At 68.2% G+C, this 18,114-nt stretch carries 17 protein-coding genes; 10 read left to right on the forward strand and 7 right to left on the reverse strand.

Going from position 1 to position 18,114, the window contains the following annotated elements; translation table 11 throughout:
* The first annotated feature begins 102 nt into the window (after nt 1-102).
* Nucleotides 103-1,569 carry a DEAD/DEAH box helicase gene (locus CFB46_RS01420; RefSeq protein WP_027785347.1) on the forward strand — a complete coding sequence of 489 codons (1,467 nt, stop codon included), beginning with the start codon at nt 103-105 and terminating at the stop codon, nt 1,567-1,569.
* Here the strand turns inward: CFB46_RS01420 and CFB46_RS01425 are convergent.
* The 3 genes from CFB46_RS01425 to CFB46_RS01435 form a co-directional block, all read right to left on the reverse strand.
* A complete protein-coding gene (locus tag CFB46_RS01425; RefSeq protein ID WP_027785348.1) occupies nt 1,563-2,069 on the reverse strand; it encodes a hypothetical protein in 507 nt (168 codons plus the stop codon). The two genes, CFB46_RS01420 and CFB46_RS01425, sit on opposite strands and share 7 nt — an antisense overlap.
* Nucleotides 2,070-2,139: 70 nt before the next feature.
* On the reverse strand, nt 2,140-2,967 hold the full coding sequence (locus CFB46_RS01430) for a ferritin-like domain-containing protein (RefSeq protein WP_027785349.1): 828 nt from the start codon (nt 2,965-2,967) through the stop codon (nt 2,140-2,142).
* A 340-nt stretch (nt 2,968-3,307) separates the two neighbouring features.
* On the reverse strand, nt 3,308-4,948 hold the full coding sequence (locus tag CFB46_RS01435; protein WP_027785350.1) for a gamma-glutamyltransferase family protein: 1,641 nt from the start codon (nt 4,946-4,948) through the stop codon (nt 3,308-3,310).
* Nucleotides 4,949-5,159: 211 nt separating this feature from the next.
* Between CFB46_RS01435 and CFB46_RS01440 the strand changes: the two genes are divergently transcribed.
* Both CFB46_RS01440 and CFB46_RS01445 read left to right on the forward strand, forming a co-directional pair.
* The gene (locus CFB46_RS01440) at nt 5,160-5,939 is read left to right on the forward strand and encodes a DeoR/GlpR family DNA-binding transcription regulator (protein WP_027785351.1); all 780 of its coding nucleotides are present in this window, start codon (nt 5,160-5,162) and stop codon (nt 5,937-5,939) included.
* Between the two features lie 301 nt (nt 5,940-6,240).
* Nucleotides 6,241-6,438 (forward strand): hypothetical protein, encoded by a 198-nt coding sequence (locus tag CFB46_RS01445; protein WP_006477892.1) that lies wholly within the window; start codon nt 6,241-6,243, stop codon nt 6,436-6,438.
* Between the two features lie 88 nt (nt 6,439-6,526).
* Here CFB46_RS01445 and CFB46_RS01450 read toward each other — a convergent pair whose 3' ends face one another.
* Nucleotides 6,527-6,895, reverse strand: coding sequence for a hypothetical protein (locus tag CFB46_RS01450; RefSeq protein ID WP_027785352.1), 369 nt, complete (start codon nt 6,893-6,895; stop codon nt 6,527-6,529).
* Nucleotides 6,896-7,057: 162 nt separating this feature from the next.
* On the opposite strand from CFB46_RS01450, the gene glpD reads away from it, so the two are divergent.
* The 3 genes from glpD (at nt 7,058) to CFB46_RS01465 (ending at nt 10,985) form a co-directional block, all read left to right on the forward strand.
* Nucleotides 7,058-8,581, forward strand: a complete 1,524-nt coding sequence (gene glpD / locus CFB46_RS01455; protein WP_027785353.1) for a glycerol-3-phosphate dehydrogenase — start codon at nt 7,058-7,060, stop codon at nt 8,579-8,581.
* Between the two features lie 104 nt (nt 8,582-8,685).
* Nucleotides 8,686-10,188 carry a glycerol kinase GlpK gene (gene glpK / locus CFB46_RS01460; RefSeq protein WP_027785354.1) on the forward strand — a complete coding sequence of 501 codons (1,503 nt, stop codon included), beginning with the start codon at nt 8,686-8,688 and terminating at the stop codon, nt 10,186-10,188.
* Nucleotides 10,189-10,268: 80 nt separating this feature from the next.
* The gene (locus CFB46_RS01465) at nt 10,269-10,985 is read left to right on the forward strand and encodes an MIP/aquaporin family protein (RefSeq protein WP_027785355.1); all 717 of its coding nucleotides are present in this window, start codon (nt 10,269-10,271) and stop codon (nt 10,983-10,985) included.
* Between the two features lie 60 nt (nt 10,986-11,045).
* Here CFB46_RS01465 and CFB46_RS01470 read toward each other — a convergent pair whose 3' ends face one another.
* From CFB46_RS01470 to CFB46_RS01480, 3 genes are read right to left on the reverse strand one after another with little or no spacing between them, the layout of a single operon-like run.
* Complete coding sequence (locus CFB46_RS01470; protein ID WP_027785356.1) at nt 11,046-12,296, reverse strand: NAD(P)/FAD-dependent oxidoreductase; 1,251 nt, start codon at nt 12,294-12,296, stop codon at nt 11,046-11,048.
* A 4-nt stretch (nt 12,297-12,300) separates the two neighbouring features.
* A complete protein-coding gene (locus CFB46_RS01475; RefSeq protein WP_027785357.1) occupies nt 12,301-12,609 on the reverse strand; it encodes a non-heme iron oxygenase ferredoxin subunit in 309 nt (102 codons plus the stop codon).
* A gap of 35 nt (nt 12,610-12,644) precedes the next feature.
* Nucleotides 12,645-13,727: a fatty acid desaturase family protein gene (locus CFB46_RS01480; protein WP_027785358.1), complete on the reverse strand. Its 1,083-nt coding sequence runs from the start codon at nt 13,725-13,727 to the stop codon at nt 12,645-12,647.
* 165 nt (nt 13,728-13,892) lie between these two features.
* Between CFB46_RS01480 and CFB46_RS01485 the strand changes: the two genes are divergently transcribed.
* The 4 genes from CFB46_RS01485 to iolG all read left to right on the forward strand — a co-directional run bounded on the left by CFB46_RS01485 (nt 13,893) and on the right by iolG (nt 18,048).
* Nucleotides 13,893-14,957 (forward strand): LacI family DNA-binding transcriptional regulator, encoded by a 1,065-nt coding sequence (locus CFB46_RS01485; RefSeq protein WP_089499320.1) that lies wholly within the window; start codon nt 13,893-13,895, stop codon nt 14,955-14,957.
* 143 nt (nt 14,958-15,100) lie between these two features.
* Nucleotides 15,101-16,120 carry a hypothetical protein gene (locus CFB46_RS01490; protein WP_027785360.1) on the forward strand — a complete coding sequence of 340 codons (1,020 nt, stop codon included), beginning with the start codon at nt 15,101-15,103 and terminating at the stop codon, nt 16,118-16,120.
* Nucleotides 16,121-16,158: 38 nt separating this feature from the next.
* Complete coding sequence (locus CFB46_RS01495; protein ID WP_027785361.1) at nt 16,159-16,986, forward strand: TIM barrel protein; 828 nt, start codon at nt 16,159-16,161, stop codon at nt 16,984-16,986.
* Nucleotides 16,987-17,061: 75 nt separating this feature from the next.
* Nucleotides 17,062-18,048 carry an inositol 2-dehydrogenase gene (iolG, locus tag CFB46_RS01500; protein WP_089499154.1) on the forward strand — a complete coding sequence of 329 codons (987 nt, stop codon included), beginning with the start codon at nt 17,062-17,064 and terminating at the stop codon, nt 18,046-18,048.
* Nucleotides 18,049-18,114: the final 66 nt, after the last annotated feature.

Below are 18,114 nucleotides of genomic sequence, written 5' to 3' on the forward strand. Positions count from 1 at the left end.
AACCGCGGCCGCGCCCTTTTGCTTTTTGGCTGTTTTGCGATGCGGGTTTGCCGCGCGGGCCGCGCGACGCATCGCCGATCATAAAACTCAAGAGTGGTATCTATGTCTTTCGAATCTCTCGGCCTGGCCGAACCGCTGGTCAAGGCGGTCAACGAGCTCGGCTACACGTCGCCGACCCCGATCCAGCAGCAGGCGATCCCGGCCGTCCTCGGCGGCGGCGACCTGCTCGCCGGCGCACAGACCGGCACCGGCAAGACCGCCGGCTTCACGCTGCCGATCCTGCAACGCCTGCACACGTTCTATGCCGAGCACCGTGGCGCGAAGCGCGCGGTGCGCGCACTGATCCTCACGCCGACGCGCGAACTCGCCGCCCAGGTCGAGGAAAGCGTCCGCGCGTACAGCAAGTACGTGAAGCTGCGCTCGACCGTGATGTTCGGCGGCGTCAGCATCAATCCGCAGATCGATGCGCTCAAGCGCGGCGTCGACATCGTCGTCGCGACGCCGGGGCGCCTGCTCGACCACATGCAGCAGAAGACCATCGACCTGTCGAATCTCGACATCCTCGTGCTCGACGAAGCCGACCGGATGCTCGACATGGGCTTCATCCACGACATCAAGCGCGTGCTCGCGAAGCTGCCGCCGAAGCGCCAGAACCTGCTGTTCTCGGCCACCTTCTCCGATGAAATCAAGGCGCTTGCCGACAACCTGCTCGACTCGCCCGCGCTGATCGAGGTCGCCCGCCGCAACACGACCGCCGAGAGCGTCGCGCAGAAGATCCACCCGGTCGACCGCGACCGCAAGCGCGAGCTGCTCACGCACCTGATCCGCGAACACAACTGGTTCCAGGTGCTCGTGTTCACGCGCACCAAGCACGGCGCGAACCGGCTTGCGGAGCAACTGACGAAGGACGGCATCAGCGCGATGGCGATCCACGGCAACAAGAGCCAGTCGGCCCGTACGCGCGCGCTGGCCGAGTTCAAGACCAGCACGCTGCAGGTGCTCGTCGCGACCGATATCGCCGCGCGCGGGATCGACATCGACCAGTTGCCGCACGTCGTCAACTTCGACCTGCCGAACGTGCCCGAGGATTACGTGCACCGGATCGGCCGCACGGGCCGCGCAGGCGCGACCGGCGAAGCCGTGTCGCTCGTGTGCGTCGACGAAAAGCAGCTGCTGCGCGACATCGAGCGGCTGATCAAGCGCGAGATCCCGCAGGAAGTGATCGCGGGCTTCGAACCCGATCCGAACGCGAAGCCGGAACCGATCCAGCAGCGCCGCGGGCAACAGCAACCGCGCGGTGGTGGCGGTGGCGGCGGCGGCGGCAATCGTCAGCCGCGTGGCAGCGGCTCAGGCCAGCCGGCCGCGAAACGCGACGGCAACGCGCAACCTAAGGCCGCGCAAGCGAAAGCTGCACCGCAGAAGGCCGCGAAGCCGCGCACGCAAGGCGGCGCCGCGGGCAATAGCGGCGGACGTCCGGCGGGCGGCGGCAACGGCGCGCGCCCGGCGAGCGGCAACGCCGCGCACGCGAACCGCAACCGTTCGTCGCGCAGCGGCCAGCGCGGTCACTGAAGCCGCGCGGCCGCGCGCCGCAGGTGCTCGATCTGGCGCTGCCAGCGTGCGAGCACCGCGGCGCGCTCCCCTTCCAGCGTGAACGTGACGCCTGTCGCGAGACGCGCATAGCCGACCCGCTGCGCATCGCCGTGCGCGATCGTCGCGGCGAATCCGGCCAGTCCGCCGAAGTCTCCTTCGAGCGGCGCCATCTCCAGTTGTGCCTGAAAGAACGCACCGTCCGCGACGAGCGTCAACGCGGCGGTGCGCCGTTGCGCGATCGCGCGCGCCGCCCGCGACTGCGGCCAGAGCGCGATCAGCAGCGTGCGCGCATCGTGTGCATAGATCTCGCCGACGCCGAGCAGCGTCGTGCGCAACTGGCCGTCGTCGGTCGCGACGATCAGCGACGCGGCGATATCGGCATGACGCTCGAGTGCGGTGCCGTCGAACAGCGACACGACGGCGGACGGCCACGCGTCGAACGTCCATTGCTCGAGCGCGTGGCGATGGGGATCGGTCATGATGGCGTGGCCCGGGTGCGGATCGGATGAGGATGCGCCAGCATACGCGCGACGGGCCGCGCCGCGGCGATCAGCGCATGAAAACGTGCCGCGTGATCTTCGTGAGCGGATAGTGCACGCCCGGCTGGATCCTCGCGGGCAGATCGAGCGGCTTGAGCAGCATCTTCACGCACATGTCGGCCGACAGGTTGCGCCGGACCAGCGAACTGATGCGTGCGACGCGCTCGCGGTTGTATTGGCTGTCGCCGACGCGATCCGGATAGCGGATCGCGAATACGTGGCGCAGCGCGATCTCGGAATCCTCGTTCTTGATTTCCATCACGCGGCGCGCGAGTGCCCCGAGCACCGCGAGCCGGCCGTTGCCCTCGACCTGGTTGTACTTCTTGAAGAACTTGAAGAAGTGCTTGTAGTGGCGCACTTCGTCCGTGCGGATGTTGTCGGTGATTTCCTTCAGCACCGGCTCGTCCGAGCATTCGTTGATCGCGCGATAGAGCGTGGCCGTGCCCGTCTCGACGACGCAGCGTGCGACCATTTCAAGCGCGCGGGTTTTTTCGAAGGCCTCGACCGAGCAGGTCTTCGAATACTCGGCAAAGAAATTCGCGAACGCGGTATCCCAGTCGAACTCGGGCCACACGTGCGCGATGTACGCCTTCAGCGCGCGGCCGTGCTGCAATTCTTCGTGCTCCCATGCATTGTTGAGCCATGCGGAGACTTCCGGATCGTCGTTGAAGAACTCGCTCAGATTGCTCGTATAGAGATCCGAGCCGCTTTCGATGAACGACGATGCGCACAGCAGCAGCAACAGATCCTCGTTCGCGGCGGCACGCTGACGATCGATCCGGTTCAGGTCGATGTCCTCGATACGCCACGGCATCACATGCGTGGTTTTGGTGTCCATGGTGGTGCGCTCCCAGTCGTCGCGCGGAGGCCGGCCCATGCCTGGGGCACAGGCGCCAGCCGATCCGCAGGCGGCGTTTTACTTGCGTTTATAGTGAATCGGTCCGGCCGAACCATGCTGGCATCTTAGCCGGACTTTGATGTTCGTGCTCCAAAGCACTGACCATGCCCGAGAGGCGCAGTTCCACGGCGTCCGTTGCCGTTCGTTAGACGGGACCTTCAAACCGCTTGCGCGCATTCGATGGTATGCGCCGGTGCCCAAACGAAAACGGGCGGCCGCAGGGCCGCCCGTGATGCAGGGAAACTGCCGGAAAACCGCCGGGAAAGCTGGAAGCGATCCGTCAGAAACCGGCCGCCAGCCCGTCGCGCCGGCTGTCGCTCGCGGCCACGTAGCCGCGCTCCGGATCGTCGGGATCGAGGCGCCAGACGAACTGCCCCGAACCGAAATCCATGTAAGGATCGTCGACCGACTTGATCGTGTGGCCGCGGGCGGCCAGCGCGTCGACCGTCGCGCGGTTCATCGTCGCCTCGACGTCGAGCGTGAAGTCGCGGTTGACCTTCCAGCGCGGCGCGCAACACGCGGCCTGCGGCTGCTGGCCGTAACCGAGCATCCGCACGACGGTCTGCAGATGGCCCTGCGGCTGCATGTCGCCGCCCATCACGCCGAAGCTCATCACGGCCTCGGTGCGGCCGTTGGCTTCCTCGGTGACGAACGCCGGGATGATCGTGTGGAACGGCCGCTTGCCGCCCGCGACGACGTTCGGCGAAGCCGGGTCCATCGAGAAGCCGTGCCCGCGGTTCTGCAGCGCAATGCCCGTGCCGGGCACGACGAGCCCGGAACCGAAGCCCATGTAGTTCGACTGGATGAAGCTCACCATCATTCCGCGTTCGTCGGCCGCCGACAGATAGATCGTGCCGCCCGAATGCGGGCGGCCGGCGGCGAAGTGCGTCGCACGTGCAGGATCGATCAGCTTCGCGCGTTCGGCGAGATACGCATCGTCGAGCATCTGTTCGGGCGTGACGTCCATCGCGCGCGGATCGGCGACGTAGCGATAGACGTCCGCGAACGCGAGCTTCATCGCCTCGATCTGCAGATGCTGCGAATCGACCGAGTCCACTGGCCATTCGGTCACGCCCGCATACTCGGCGATGCCGAGCGCGATCAGCGCGGCGATGCCCTGCCCGTTCGGCGGGATCTCGTGAATCGTGTGGCGGCCGAAGCGCTTGCCGATCGGCTCGACCCATTCCGGCCGGTACGCGCGCAGGTCGGCTTCGGTCAGCGCCCCGCCGCCTTCGCGTGCGAACGCGGCGATACGCTCGGCGAGCGCGCCTTCGTAGAATGCACGGGCACCGTCCTTCGCGAGCGTGCGCAGCGTCTGCGCATGACCGGGCAGGCACATGCGTTCGCCGACGAGCGGCGCGCGGCCGCGCGGCATGAAGGTGTCCGCGAAGCCGGGCAGGCCCTGCAGTTCGGGAACGGCCGCCGCCCACTTGTGCGCGACGATCGGCGGCACCGAATAGCCGCGCTCCGCGATCTCGATCGCCGGCTCGAGCAGGTCCGCGAACGGCAGCGAACCGAACTTCGCGTGCAGCGCTTCCCAGCCCGCGATCACGCCCGGCACGGTGACGGTGTCCCAGCCGCGCGTCGGCTTGTTCGCGATGCCGCGCGCGTCCGCGCCGTGACGCTTGCGGAAGTAGTCGACGTTCCAGGCGGCGGGCGCCACGCCCGATGCATTCAGCCCGGACAGCCGCTCGCCGTCCCACACGAGCGCGAATGCGTCGCCGCCGAGCCCGCACGACACGGGCTCGACGACCGTGATCGCGGCGGCGGCGGCCAGCGCCGCATCCACCGCGTTGCCGCCCTTCCACAGCATCCGCAGCCCGGCCTGCGCGGCAAGCGGGTGCGACGTCGACACGACGTTGCGCGCGAACACCGGGATGCGGGTCGACGGATACGGGTTGTGCCAGTTGAAGTCAGTCATCGCTACCACCTCGTCGAAAGCCGAATGAACGCGCCCGCACGAGCGGGCAATCCGCCATTGCAGCGCGATCGGCGCAATCGCGCAAATTCATTTGTCACATGAATCCATGCAATTTCCGCATGAATCATGCGCGCCGACGTCCGGCAGGCCGGCCGAACGCCGTTGCCGCCCTTACAATACCCGCTCCGTCTCACGACACGACCATCGAGCCATGACCCGAGATCCCCGCCTCACCCTCAACGCGCGCCAGCAGGAACTGCTCGAATGGGTGCAGCGCGACGGCTTCGTGACCGTCGACGATCTCGCCGCGCATTTCGCGGTGACGCCGCAGACGATCCGCCGCGACGTGAACTGGCTCGCCGACCTGAATCTGCTGCGCCGCTACCACGGCGGCGCGAGCCTGCCGACCAGCTCGGAGAACGTGTCGTACACGGCGCGCCAGCGGATGTTCCACGACGAGAAGCGGCGCATCGCGGCGCTCGCGGCGTCGCACATCCCCGACCAGGCGTCGCTGTTCATCAATCTCGGCACGACGACCGAGGAAGTCGCGCGCGCGCTGAACCGCCATCACGGGCTGCACGTGATCACGAACAACCTGAACGTCGCGTCGATGATGAGCGGCTACCCCGACTGCGAGGTGCTGATCACGGGCGGCATCGTGCGGCCGTGGGACAAGGGCATCGTCGGCGAACTCGCGATCGACTTCATCCGCCAGTTCAAGGTCGACTACGCGATCATCGGCACGTCGGCGATCGAGGCCGACGGCACGCTGCGCGATTTCGACACGCGCGAGGTGCGCGTGGCCGAGGCGATCATGCAGCATGCGCGCACGGTCTACCTCGTGACCGACCATTCGAAGGTGGGCCGCCCGGCGCTGGTGCGCCAAGGCCATCTGAGCCAGGTGCACGCGCTTTTCACCGACAAGCCGCTGCCGTCCGACATGGCCGATACGGTGGCCGCCGCCGGCACCCAGGTGTACGTCGCGGAATGACGCTCGCGATGCTGCACCGCACCTGAAACTTCAAGTGAAATCAAGAAGTTGGCGCCGCGCGCGAACCGCTTGTGGCATGCGTTTCTGTCAAACGGAAAATTAACGGGGCACGATTTGTCGTTGCCTGCGCGCTCGACTAGACTCCAGTTCCCCGGCCCGTTCGCCGATCCGCCTGTGCCAGGGCGGTGCGAATCGCAGGCCGGCGAATGCAGCTTTTCCCCCCAAGCCATACCCCCGCGGGGTATCGCGCGGCGGCGTACGCGCCGGCCGCGCGGGCAGTCCGATTGCCATGGAGAGAACGATGCTGAGTCCGCATGAATTCGCCACGCTCTTGCTTGTGAAGGACGCGCCTGATCAGCGCGATATGGATCGGGATGAACTGGACATCCTGCTCGAACAACAGCTCGTCCGCCTGGAAGGGCTCGGCTCGGGGCGCAAATACTGCGTGACCGAGACCGGCGACGCCGCGCTGCGATCCATCAAGTACCGCTATTCGTAAGTCCCGCTGTTCCTGACCTGATCGCGCGGCCGGCATCCGGCCGCGCGGTCGTTCCGGCCTCCCGCCCGTCCGTTCGCCGCTGCCGGCTTCAGCCGCCGCGCAGCGTCGGATCGACCGCCGCCCGCCAGCTGATGGCCTGCGCGCGCGCCCCGTTGAAATAGGCGATCCAGCCGGCGCGCGCCGCCGCGTCGGGCGCCACATAGTGGGCCGAAAGTTCGTTTACGAACGCACAATAGTTCGCTTCGCTCAGCCCGCGATACCGTTTCGCGACGTACGCGTCGTACAGCGTCGAGTAGACCGGCCGCGCGTCCGCGCCCCAGTCGCGCGCCGCGCCGCCGCACGCCGTCTGCAGGTCGACGAACGACGGCGCCCGCCAGTTGCCGGCGAGCGGCGGCGTACCGACGCCGCACCCCGCCAGAAGGACGGCGCACACGCCGGCCCACATCCCAATACGCATGATTCACCTCGCGAAACGGTCGATTCCGCCAGTATCGTCCGGGATCGTGTCGCGCGCTACTGGCCCCGCTTTTTCGAACTTTACTTTTTCGATTTCGTTCGTTAAATTTCGAATTCGAACATTTCATGTTCGCCCTATTTCAACAGACGATAAGGACAGCAGGTGACCCAACCGAATCGCTACGATCTGCTCGTCGTCGGCGGCGGCATCAACGGCGCGGGGATCGCGCGCGACGCGGCCGGCCGCGGCCTGTCGGTCATGCTCTGCGAGCAGGACGACCTCGCGTCGCACACGTCGTCGTCCAGCACGAAGCTGATTCACGGCGGCCTGCGTTACCTCGAGTACAACGAATTCGGCCTGGTGCGCAAGGCGCTGCAGGAACGCGAAACGCTGCTGCGCGCGGCGCCGCACATCATGTGGCCGCTGCGCTTCGTGATGCCGCACATGCCGAACCTGCGCCCGGCCTGGCTGATCCGCATCGGCCTGTTCCTCTACGATCACCTCGCGAAACGCGAACTGCTGCCCGGCTCGCGCGGCATCGACATGCGCCGCCATGCGGCCGGCGCGCCGCTGATCGACTCGATCAAGCGCGGCTTCGTGTATTCCGACGGCTGGGTCGACGACGCCCGCCTCGTCGTGCTGAACGCGATGGATGCGAAGGAGCGCGGCGCCGCGATCCTGACGCGCACCAAGCTCGTTTCCGCCGAACGCCGCGGCGAAGAATGGGAAGCGCGGCTGCAGCAGGCCGACGGGTCGATCCGCGTCGTGCATGCGCGCGCGATCGCGAACGCGGCCGGCCCGTGGGTCGGCGAAGTGCTGCACGGCGCGCTCGGCCGCGGTGCGCATCACAGCGTGCGGCTCGTGAAGGGCAGCCACATCATCACGCGCCGCCTGTTCGATCACGATCACGCGTACATCTTCCAGAACCCGGACAAGCGGATCATCTTCGCGATTCCGTACGAGCACGACTTCACGCTGATCGGCACGACCGACGTCGAATACACGAACGATCCCGCGAAGGTCGCGATCGATCGCGACGAGACGCAGTACCTGTGCGATTCGATCAACCGCTACTTCAAGCGCAAGATCTCGCCGGCCGACGTGCACTGGACCTATTCGGGCGTGCGCCCGCTGCTGGAAGACGAGAACGCGACGAACGCATCGGCCGTGACGCGCGACTATCGTCTCGAACTCGACGACGGCGCGGGCGCCCCGCTGCTGTCGGTGTTCGGCGGCAAGATCACCACGTTCCGCAAGCTCGCGGAAGAAGCCGGCGACATGCTGTGCCGCGCGCTCGGCCGCGACGCGAAGACCTGGACGGCCGGCGTCGCGCTGCCGGGCGGCGACATCGCGAACGCGAAGTTCGACGTATTCGCCGGCGCGTTCGCGAAACGCCATCCGTGGCTGCCCGCCGCACTCGCGCGCCGCTATGCGCGCGCGTACGGCACCCGTGCGGAGCGCGTGATCGACGGCGCGAAGTCGCTTGCCGATCTGGGCGCCGAAATCGCGCCGGGCATCCACGACGCGGAACTGCGCTACCTGCGCGACGCCGAATGGGCGACCTGCGCGCAGGACGTGCTGTGGCGCCGCTCGAAGCTCGGGCTGCACGTCGCGCCCGGCACGCTCGATGCCGTAACCGCCGCGGTCGACGCATGGTTCGCCGCCGCGCATGCGCCGCACGCCTGATTCGAATGCAGTTGCAGTTGCCTGACCGACGTTGACTCACCGACGCGCCGCCCACATGCGGCGCGCATCACAACTAAGCCAATCCACGGATGGAGATGAGAGACATGCAGGACCAGTACATCCTCGCGCTTGACCAGGGCACCACGAGTTCCCGCGCGATGCTGTTCGATCGCCAGGGCAATATCGTATCGATCGCCCAGAAGGAATTCGAACAGATCTACCCCCAACCCGGCTGGGTCGAGCACGACCCACAGGAAATCTGGTCGACGCAAGCCGGCGTCGCCGCGGAAGCCGTCACGCGCACGGGCCTGAACGGCACGTCGATCGCCGCGATCGGCATCACCAACCAGCGTGAAACGACGATCGTCTGGGATCGCGAGACGGGCCAGCCCGTCTACAACGCGATCGTCTGGCAGGATCGCCGCACGGCCGACTTCTGCGATTCGCTGAAGAAGCAGGGCCTCGAAGCGAAGGTGCGCGCGAAGACCGGCCTGCCGATCGACTCGTACTTCTCCGCGACGAAGATCCGCTGGATCCTCGACAACGTGCCGGGGGCGCGCGACAAGGCCCGCCAGGGCAAGCTCGCGTTCGGCACCGTCGACAGCTGGCTCGTGTGGAACTTCACGAAGCACGAACTGCACGTGACCGACGTGACCAACGCGTCGCGCACGATGCTGTTCAACATCCATACGCGCGAGTGGGACAGCGAGCTGCTCGAACTGCTCGACATTCCGCGCAGCATGCTGCCGGAAGTGAAGGCGTCGTCGGAGATCTACGGCCACACGAAGACCACCGTGTTCGCGTCGAAGATCCCGCTCGCGGGCATCGCCGGCGACCAGCACGCTGCGCTGTTCGGCCAGATGTGCACGACCTCGGGCATGGTGAAGAACACCTACGGCACCGGCTGCTTCCTGATGATGAACACCGGCGACAAGCCGATCGAGTCGAAGAACAACCTCGTCACCACGATCGCGTGGCAAATCGGCGACGACGTCCAGTACGCGCTCGAAGGCAGCATCTTCATCGCGGGCGCGGTCGTGCAGTGGCTGCGCGACGGCGTCGGCATCATCAAGACGGCCGCGGAAATCGAGGCGCTCGCGGCCAGCGTGCCGCATACCGACGGCGTCTACCTCGTACCCGCGTTTGCCGGCCTCGGCGCGCCGCACTGGAACGCGCGGGCGCGCGGCTCGGTGTTCGGCGTCACGCGCGGCACGAGCGCCGCGCATCTCGCCCGTGCGGCGCTCGATGCAATCGCATACCAGTCGCTCGACGTGCTGGCCGCGATGGAAGCCGATTCGGGCATCAGCATCGGCGAGCTGCGGGTGGACGGCGGCGCAAGCGCGAACGACCTGCTGATGCAGTTCCAGGCCGACCTGCTCGGCGTCGACGCGGTGCGTCCGCAGATCACCGAGACGACCGCGCTCGGCGCGGCCTACCTCGCGGGCCTCGCGATCGGCTACTGGAAGAACCTCGACGAAGTGCGGAACCAGTGGCAGCTCGATCGCCGCTTCGCGCCGTCGATGCCGAAGGAGCAGGTCGAGCAGCGCATGGCCGGCTGGCAGCGCGCGGTACGCGCCGCGAAGGCCTGGGCCGACGACACGCAGTAACCGCAACACGCTCGAACGAAATACAACAACACCGGCGGACCGCGCGACGCGCGAGTCCGCCGCAATCTACGAGAGACAACATGTCACCTTATATTGCGGAATTCATCGGCACGGCGATCCTCGTGCTGCTCGGCAACGGCGCGGTCGCGAACGTGCTGCTTGCAAAGACCAAGGGCAAAGGTGCGGACCTGATCGTGATCGTGATGGGCTGGGCGATGGCGGTATTCGTCGCCGTCTACGTGACCGCGTCGTTCAGCGGCGCGCACCTGAACCCGATCGTCACGATCAGCCTCGCGCTCGCGGGCAAGTTCGCGTGGTCGAAAGTCGGCGGCTACGTGCTCGCGCAGATGCTCGGCGGGATGGCGGGCGCGTTGCTCGTGTGGCTCGCGTATCGCCAGCACTTCGCGAAGGAAGCCGATGCGGACCTGAAGCTCGCCGTGTTCTGCACGGCGCCGGCGATCCGCAGCGTCACGCACAACGTGCTGACCGAAGCGATCTGCACGTTCGTGCTGATCCTCGGCGTGCTGTACCTCGCGTCGCCGCAGGTCGGCCTCGGCGCACTCGACGCGCTGCCCGTCGGCCTGCTGGTGCTCGGCATCGGCATCTCGCTCGGCGGCCCGACCGGCTATGCGATGAGCCCCGCGCGCGACCTGTCGCCGCGCATCATGCACGCGCTGCTGCCGATCCCCGGCAAGCGCGACAGCGACTGGCGCTATGCATGGGTGCCGGTCGTCGGCCCGCTGCTCGGCGGCGCGGCGGCAGCCGGCCTGTATCTGCACCTGCACGCGACGATCTGATCGCGGTTTGAACGAAGCGCGCGGCCTGCCCTGCCGCGCGCTTCACTGCCTTGCGTTTTTCTACCGGTCGTTCACGGCCGCCACCAGCGACTTCAGCTTCACGCCGACGTCCGCGACCGCCGCCGGCGTCACCTCGATCCCGCGCTCGACCAGCATTCTCGCCACCCGCATTTCCTTCGCGAATCCCGCTGCACGGCCGAAGCCGCTCGCCGCGACGAGCCGAGAGGCCGCGTCGAAATGGAAATGGATGTGCGCATCGTCGCCGAGCACGCGCGCGACCGACTGCGTGCCGAGCGCCGGCTCGCCGGCCACCTGCAACTGCGCATCGTATTGATCGGACCAGAACCACGGCGTGTCGCGATACGGTTCGCCCGCGCCGAGCATGTTGCGGGCGGCGACGTGCGCCTGCGTCTCGGCGCCGTGCCACGTCTCCTGCCGAAGCGGGCGGCCCGACAACACGCTCGGAAACACCGCGACGTCGCCGGCCGCGAAAATGCCGCGCGCCGAGGTCTCGAGCTGCGCATTCACGATGATGCCGCGCTCGACCGCGAGGCCTGCGTCGCGCGCCAGCTCGTCGGCCGGGTCGATGCCGATGCCGGCCACGACCGTGTCGGCGAGCAGCGTGTCGCCGTCGTCGAGCACGACGGCCAGCGCACCGCCCGAGGTCCGCTCGATCGCAACCGGTTTCCGGTTCAAACGGATCGCCACGCCCTGCTCGTCGTGAAGCGCATGCACGCGCGTCGCGATGGCTTGCGGCACCGCGCGGCCCAGCAGCCGCGGCGCCGCATCGAGCACGGTCACGCGGCAGCCGCGCTGGCGCGCCGACGCCGCGACTTCGAGACCGATGAAGCCGCCGCCGATCAGCACGATCCGCGCGTCGGGCACGAGCCGCGCGCCGATCGCGGCCGCGTCGTCGAGCGTGCGCAACGCGAATACGCCGTCGAGCGCCGCGCCCGGCACGGCCAGACGGCGCGCGCGGCCGCCGGTGGCCAGCAGCAGCGCGTCGTAGCCGAGCACGCGCCCGCCCGACATGCGCACTTCGCGTGCGGGCGGATCGATGCGCTCGACGGTCGCGACGATCCGCTCGATACGATCGGCCGCCCATGCTTCGGCATCGCGCAACCGGCATTGCGCCGCGTCGCGCTCGCCCGTCAGCACGCCCTTCGACAACGGCGGCCGCTCGTACGGCGGATGCGGCTCCGCGCCGATCAGCACGATGCGCCCGCGCCAGCCGGACGCGCGCAACACCTGCGCCGCGCGGCCGCCCGCATGGCCGGCGCCGACGATCGCCATCACCCGGTCGCTGGTCATCGCGTCATACCTCGATCAGGATGCGGCCGTCCTCGATCTTCGCGCGGTACGTTCGCAGCTTCTCGCAGGCGGGCGCGGACAGCGGCCGGCCGTCGCGCACGTCGAAGCGGCCATTGTGCTTCGGGCATTCGATCACGTGATCCATCACGAGCCCGTCCGCGAGATGCACCTGCTCGTGCGTGCACAGGCCGTCGCTTGCGTAAACCTCACCGTCGATCCGGTAGATCGCGTACGTGCGGCCGGCATGATCGAAGCGCGCGACGTCTTCGTCATCGATGTCGTGGAGCGCGCCGGTGTCGATCCATTGCGTCATGGTGTGTGTCTCCTTCGTTGGATGTTCGGCAACGTTCATGCACGCGCGGCATCGGGCACCGGCCGCACGACGCAATCGGACGGGTCGCGGGTCTGCCGAATCAGCGCCGGCACGATCTCCGCATAGGCCGCCAGCGTGCTGCGGTACGGCGGCGGCATGTCGGCCTTCACGGCGTCGTGCAGCTTCGGCAGCGCATGGAACGGCACCATCGGGAACATGTGGTGCTCGACGTGATAGTTCATGTTCCAGTACAGGAAGCGGAACACCGGATTCATCATCACGGTCCTGCAGTTGCGCCGGTGATCGAGCACGTTCTCCGGCATGCCCGCGTGCTGCGTGAGGCCGAAATACAGGTACAGCCACGCGCCGTAGAGGCTCGGCAGCCCGATGTAGAGCAGCGGCAGGATCGTGTGCCAGTACACCGCGGCGCCCGTCACCAGCATGTAGATCGCGAGATGGATGCGCGACTCGCGCACGACCTTCGGCCATTCCGATTCGGGCACGTAGGTCCGCTCCTCGTCGTCGAGCCGGCCGGTGACCGACACCGCGATCATCTTGCGCAGCTCGCCGGCCACGTGCTTCAGCGCGACGACGTTCAGCGCGAGCGCGAGCCAGTCGGTCGGCTTCGGCGCGGCGATTTCCGGATCGCGCCCGACGACCAGCGTATCGGTGTGATGGCGTGCATGGCTCCAGCGCCAGGCGGTCGCGCGGCGGAACACCTGGAACGACGCGACCTGATACAACGCGTCGTTCATCCAGCGCGTGCGGAACGCGGTGCCGTGCCCGCATTCGTGCCAGCGCGAATCGGCCGGGCTGCAGTAAAGCGTGCCGTACACGAAGAACGCCGGGATCGCCCACGCCGAATGCGCACGCCACGCCAGCCACGCGAGCGCGCCGCTGATCGCGATCGCCGCGTACCAGACCAGCGTATCGCGAATCGCACGCGCATCGCCGCGCTGCATCAGCTGCTTCATCAGCGGCCGCGGCACCGCGCACCGGTACCACGCGGCGTTGACGAGCCCGGCCGCATGCGCGCGCTCGCCGGCGCCGCCGATCATTCGGTATTCCTGACGGCGCGCTGCCGCGCGCTCGCGCGCCGGGTCGTCGGTATGGGCCACTTCTGTCTCCTCGGGTTCTCGTGCGCGGCAAGCGCTTCGCAACAAGACCGAAATTAGGCGACCGGCCGCCCCGCCTCAATCGAAACGTTGACGAAATTTCGCCATGGCTTTAGCGTTCCCGACAACGCCACGCGATCGATGGCGACCCTCACGATGGAGACGACCATGGCAGGTGAATCCGGGCCGCGCTGGCGCAAGCGCACCGCGCGCTTCGACGAGATCGCGGCGCTCGCCGGCGTCAGCACGACGACCGTCGACCGCGTCCTGAACGAGCGCGGCAGCGTCTCCGCGCAGGCGCGCGAACGCGTGGTGGCGGCCGCGCGGCAGCTCGGCGTGCCGCGGCAACTGCCCGACACGCGGCATGGGCTGATCCACGTCGACGTGCTGCTGCCGGATACCGACGCGCCGTTCTTCCGACGGTTGCAGCAGGCGCTGCAGCGCTCGCTGCAGATGCTCGACCGGCGCGTGGTCGTGCACCGGTCGATCCTGCCCGCCGCCGACGACGAGCGCGCCGCCGTGCTGATCGAGCGGCCCGCGTACCGGCGCGCGGCGCTGATCGTCACCGCGCACGACACGGCCCGCATGCGCGACGCGCTGGCCGGCGCGATCGCGCGTGGCGAGACCGTCGTCACGATGGTCACCGACATCGGCGGCATCGACCGTGCGCACTTTGTCGGCATCGACAACTATCGCGCCGGACGCACGGCCGGCTACTACATCGGCCGCCTCGCGGCGCGTCCCGGCCGCGTGCTGCTGCTCGGCGGCCGGATGGGCTACCGCGCGCACGCCGACCGGATGGCCGGCTGCCGCGACCAGCTCGCCGACGCGTTCGCCGCCCTACGCTGCGACGACGCGCCATTCGAGACGCTCGACCAGGACGACCGCTGCTATCGCGTCGTGTCGAAGGCGCTGCAGGCGCACGACGACGTGGTCGCGATCTACAACAGCGGCGCCGGGTCGGCCGGCATCGAAGCGGCGCTGCGCAAGGCCGGCGCGGTCGGGCGCGTCGTGTGGATCGGCCACGAGATGATCGACCAGCACCGCACCTTCATCGAAGCCGGCGCGATGGATCTCGCGATCGACCAGGATCCCGACGGGCAGGCGATTTCCGCGCTGCAGCACGTGCTGCATGCGTGCGGCATCGTCGAACAGCCGCCGCCGGACGACCCGGTCGAATTCCGCGTGTTCTGCCCGGCGAACGTGAGGACCAGCGCGTACCTGCAGGCGTGAATCCCGCCGCCCGGCGGGCCGCGTGCGCGTGGCGAAAAAATCGACCACGCCATTGGCGATTTTTCGTCAACGTTTGTCATGCAGTCCGCGCCACGCATCCGTACATTGGTCAGTCATCGATAGACGACAACGGACAGGAGACGATGGCTGAACCGATCCTCATCGGCGTGAACCTCGACGGCGTGCTCGAGCACGACGGGCTGCCGCCGCCCTCGCCCGCCGAGCGTTTCCGGAGGGTCGCCGCCGCCGGCGTGTTCGATTACATCGAAAAGAATCCCATGCGCGGCGAAGACCTGTCGCCCTATTTCGCGCTGGTCGACCGCCACGCGCTGCCCATTCGCGTCATCGGCGGCATCTGGTACGCGGGCCGCGACGAAGCGCATGTCGCCGAGATCGTCGCGGCAGGCGCGCGCTTCGGCAGCACGGTGCTCAACTGCCAGTTGTTCGCGCATCACGCGGACGGCCATCCGCTGTCGGACCGCGAAGTTGCCGACTTCTATCTGCGCGCGTACGCATTGGGCGAGCCGGTCAACTGCCTGCCGAGCCTCGAAGTGCACGTCGACATGTGGAGCGAGGATTTCGCGCGCGTGGCGCGCGTCGCGCGGCATGTCGAGCAGGCCGGCGCACCGTTCCGGATCACCCTCGATCATTCGCACCTGCTGTTCAAGATCGGCAATCGCGCCGAACTCGACGCAGCGGGCCTGCGCGAATCGGCCGACGGCGGCCGCGCGATGCTCGACCCGGCGTCTCCCGCCGCGATCTATGCCGACTGGATCGCGCGCGGTTGGGTCGGCCACGCGCATGCGCGCAGCGTGACGCCGAACAATCCCGACAACCGCTGGATGCGCCGCACGGACGGCAGGCCCGGCCGCGGCATCCAGTACCCGTTCGTCGCACCCGCGCCGGGCGCCTATCACGGCGAATGGCGTGCGGCGGCGCTCGACCCGTGGAAAGCCGCGCTGCGCCAGTTGCTGCAGACGCAAGTGCAAGCGCGGGCTCCCGCTCACGCGCAGCCGCCACGACTCGAACAGATCAGTTGCGAGTTCATCCCGTTTCCCGACTACGGCGGCGGCGCACGCTATTCGATCTTCGACAACAACGTCGCGTGCGCGCAATGGCTGCGCGACGCGTGGCAGGCACTCGCCGCGCACGCCGGCGCCTGATTCGGACCCCGCCCCACTCAAGCCCCAAGGACAGAACGATGACGCAAGCCTTCCACTTTTCGCTGAACCGGATGAGCGCGCCGCGCTTGCCGTTCGACCGCTACGTCGCGCTGTGCCAGCGCCTCGGCGTCGACACGATCGAGATCCGCAACGATCTCGATGGCGTCGAGCTCGCCGACGGCACGCCGGCTGCCGCCGTACGCGCGACGGCCGAGGCCGGCGGCGTGACGATCCTGACGATCAACGCGCTGCAGCGCTTCGAGCAATGGAACGCCGAACGCGCGGACGAGGCGACCGTGCTGGCCGACTACGCGGCGCAATGCGGCGCGCGTGCGCTGGTGCTGTGCCCGACCAACAGCCGCGGCGACACGCGCGGCGCCGACGCCCGCCATGCGGATCTCGTGACGGCGCTGAAGGCGTTGAAGCCGATCCTTCAAGCCCGCGGCCTGCTCGGCTTCATCGAGCCGCTCGGTTTCGAGGAATGCGCGCTGCGCCGCAAGTCGGACGCGGTGAAGGGCATCTACGCGGCGGCGGGCGAGCCGGTGTTCCGGCTCGTGCACGACACGTTCCACCATCACCTCGCCGGCGAAGACATCTTCTTCCCGAACCTGACGGGCCTCGTGCACATCTCGGGTGTCGAGGAAGCCGACCTGCCGGTCGACCGGATGCGCGACGGCCACCGCGTGCTGGTCGGCGGCGCCGACCGGCTCGGCAACATCCGGCAACTGCGCGAGCTGCTCGCGCGCGGCTACCGCAGCGCGTTGTCGTTCGAGCCGTTCGCGAGCGAGATCGCCGAAGCCGGCGACATCGAAGACCGGCTGCGGGCGAGCATCGACTACGTGCGCGGCGAGCTGACGGATCGCTGAGCGGACGGTCGTAACGGTGCGCAGGCCCACACCGGTCGCACATCGGGAAAACAACGGAATCCAGAGGAAGACGAAATGATCGAATTCGCTTTGTTCGGCGCGGGCAGAATCGGCAAGATCCACGCGGCGAATCTCGCGCGCCATCCGGGCGCGACACTGAAGTACGTGATCGACCGGCACGCGCCGTCGGCCGAAGCACTCGCCCACACGCATGGCGCGCAAGTCGCCGACATCGAGCGCGCGCTCGGCGATGCGTCGGTGCGGGCCGTCGTGATCGCGTCGAGCACCGACACGCACGCGGACCTGATCGTCGCGGCCGCGAACGCGGGCAAGGCGGTGTTCTGCGAGAAGCCGGTCGACCTCACCGTCGAACGCTCGCGTGCGTGCGCGGACGTCGTGCGGCGCACCGGCGTGACCTGCATGATCGGCTTCCAGCGCCGCTTCGACCCGACCTTCGCGGCGCTGAAGGCACGCGTCGAGCGCGGTGAGATCGGCGCGCCGGAAATGCTGGTCGTCACGAGCCGCGATCCGGGCGCGCCGCCGGCCGACTACATCCGCAGCTCGGGCGGCATTTTCAAGGACATGCTGATCCACGACTTCGCCGTGTTCCGCTGGATCCTCGGCGACGAAGCGCAGACGCTGCACGCGACGGGCAGTTGCCTGACCGATCCGGCCGTGCGCGACGCCGGCGACATCGATTCGACCGCCGTGACGATTCGCACGCGACGCGGATTGCTGTGCCAGATCAACACGTCGCGGCGCGCGGCCTACGGCTACGACCAGCGCTTCGAACTGCTCGGCAGCCACGGGATGCTGCAGGCCGGCAACGTGCGGCCGACCGAGGTGAGCGCATGGCTCGCGGGCGGCATCGCGACGGACGTGCCGGAGCCGTTCTTCCTCGAACGCTACCGGCATGCGTACGCGGCCGAGATCGCGCATTTCGTCGACGCGCTGCGCGACGGCACGCCGGTCAGGACGACGATCGACGACGGGCTCGCCGCGCTCGAACTGGCCGAAGCCGCGATGACGTCGTGGCAAACGGGGCGCGTGATCGAGCTGTAACGCAGCAAACGGGGGCGGCGATCCGGGCAAGCGGGCCGCCGCCGCGCGCCCGGCGGCACACCGGCA

It is taken from the genome of Burkholderia sp. HI2761, from assembly GCF_002223355.1.
GTDB lineage: Bacteria > Pseudomonadota > Gammaproteobacteria > Burkholderiales > Burkholderiaceae > Burkholderia.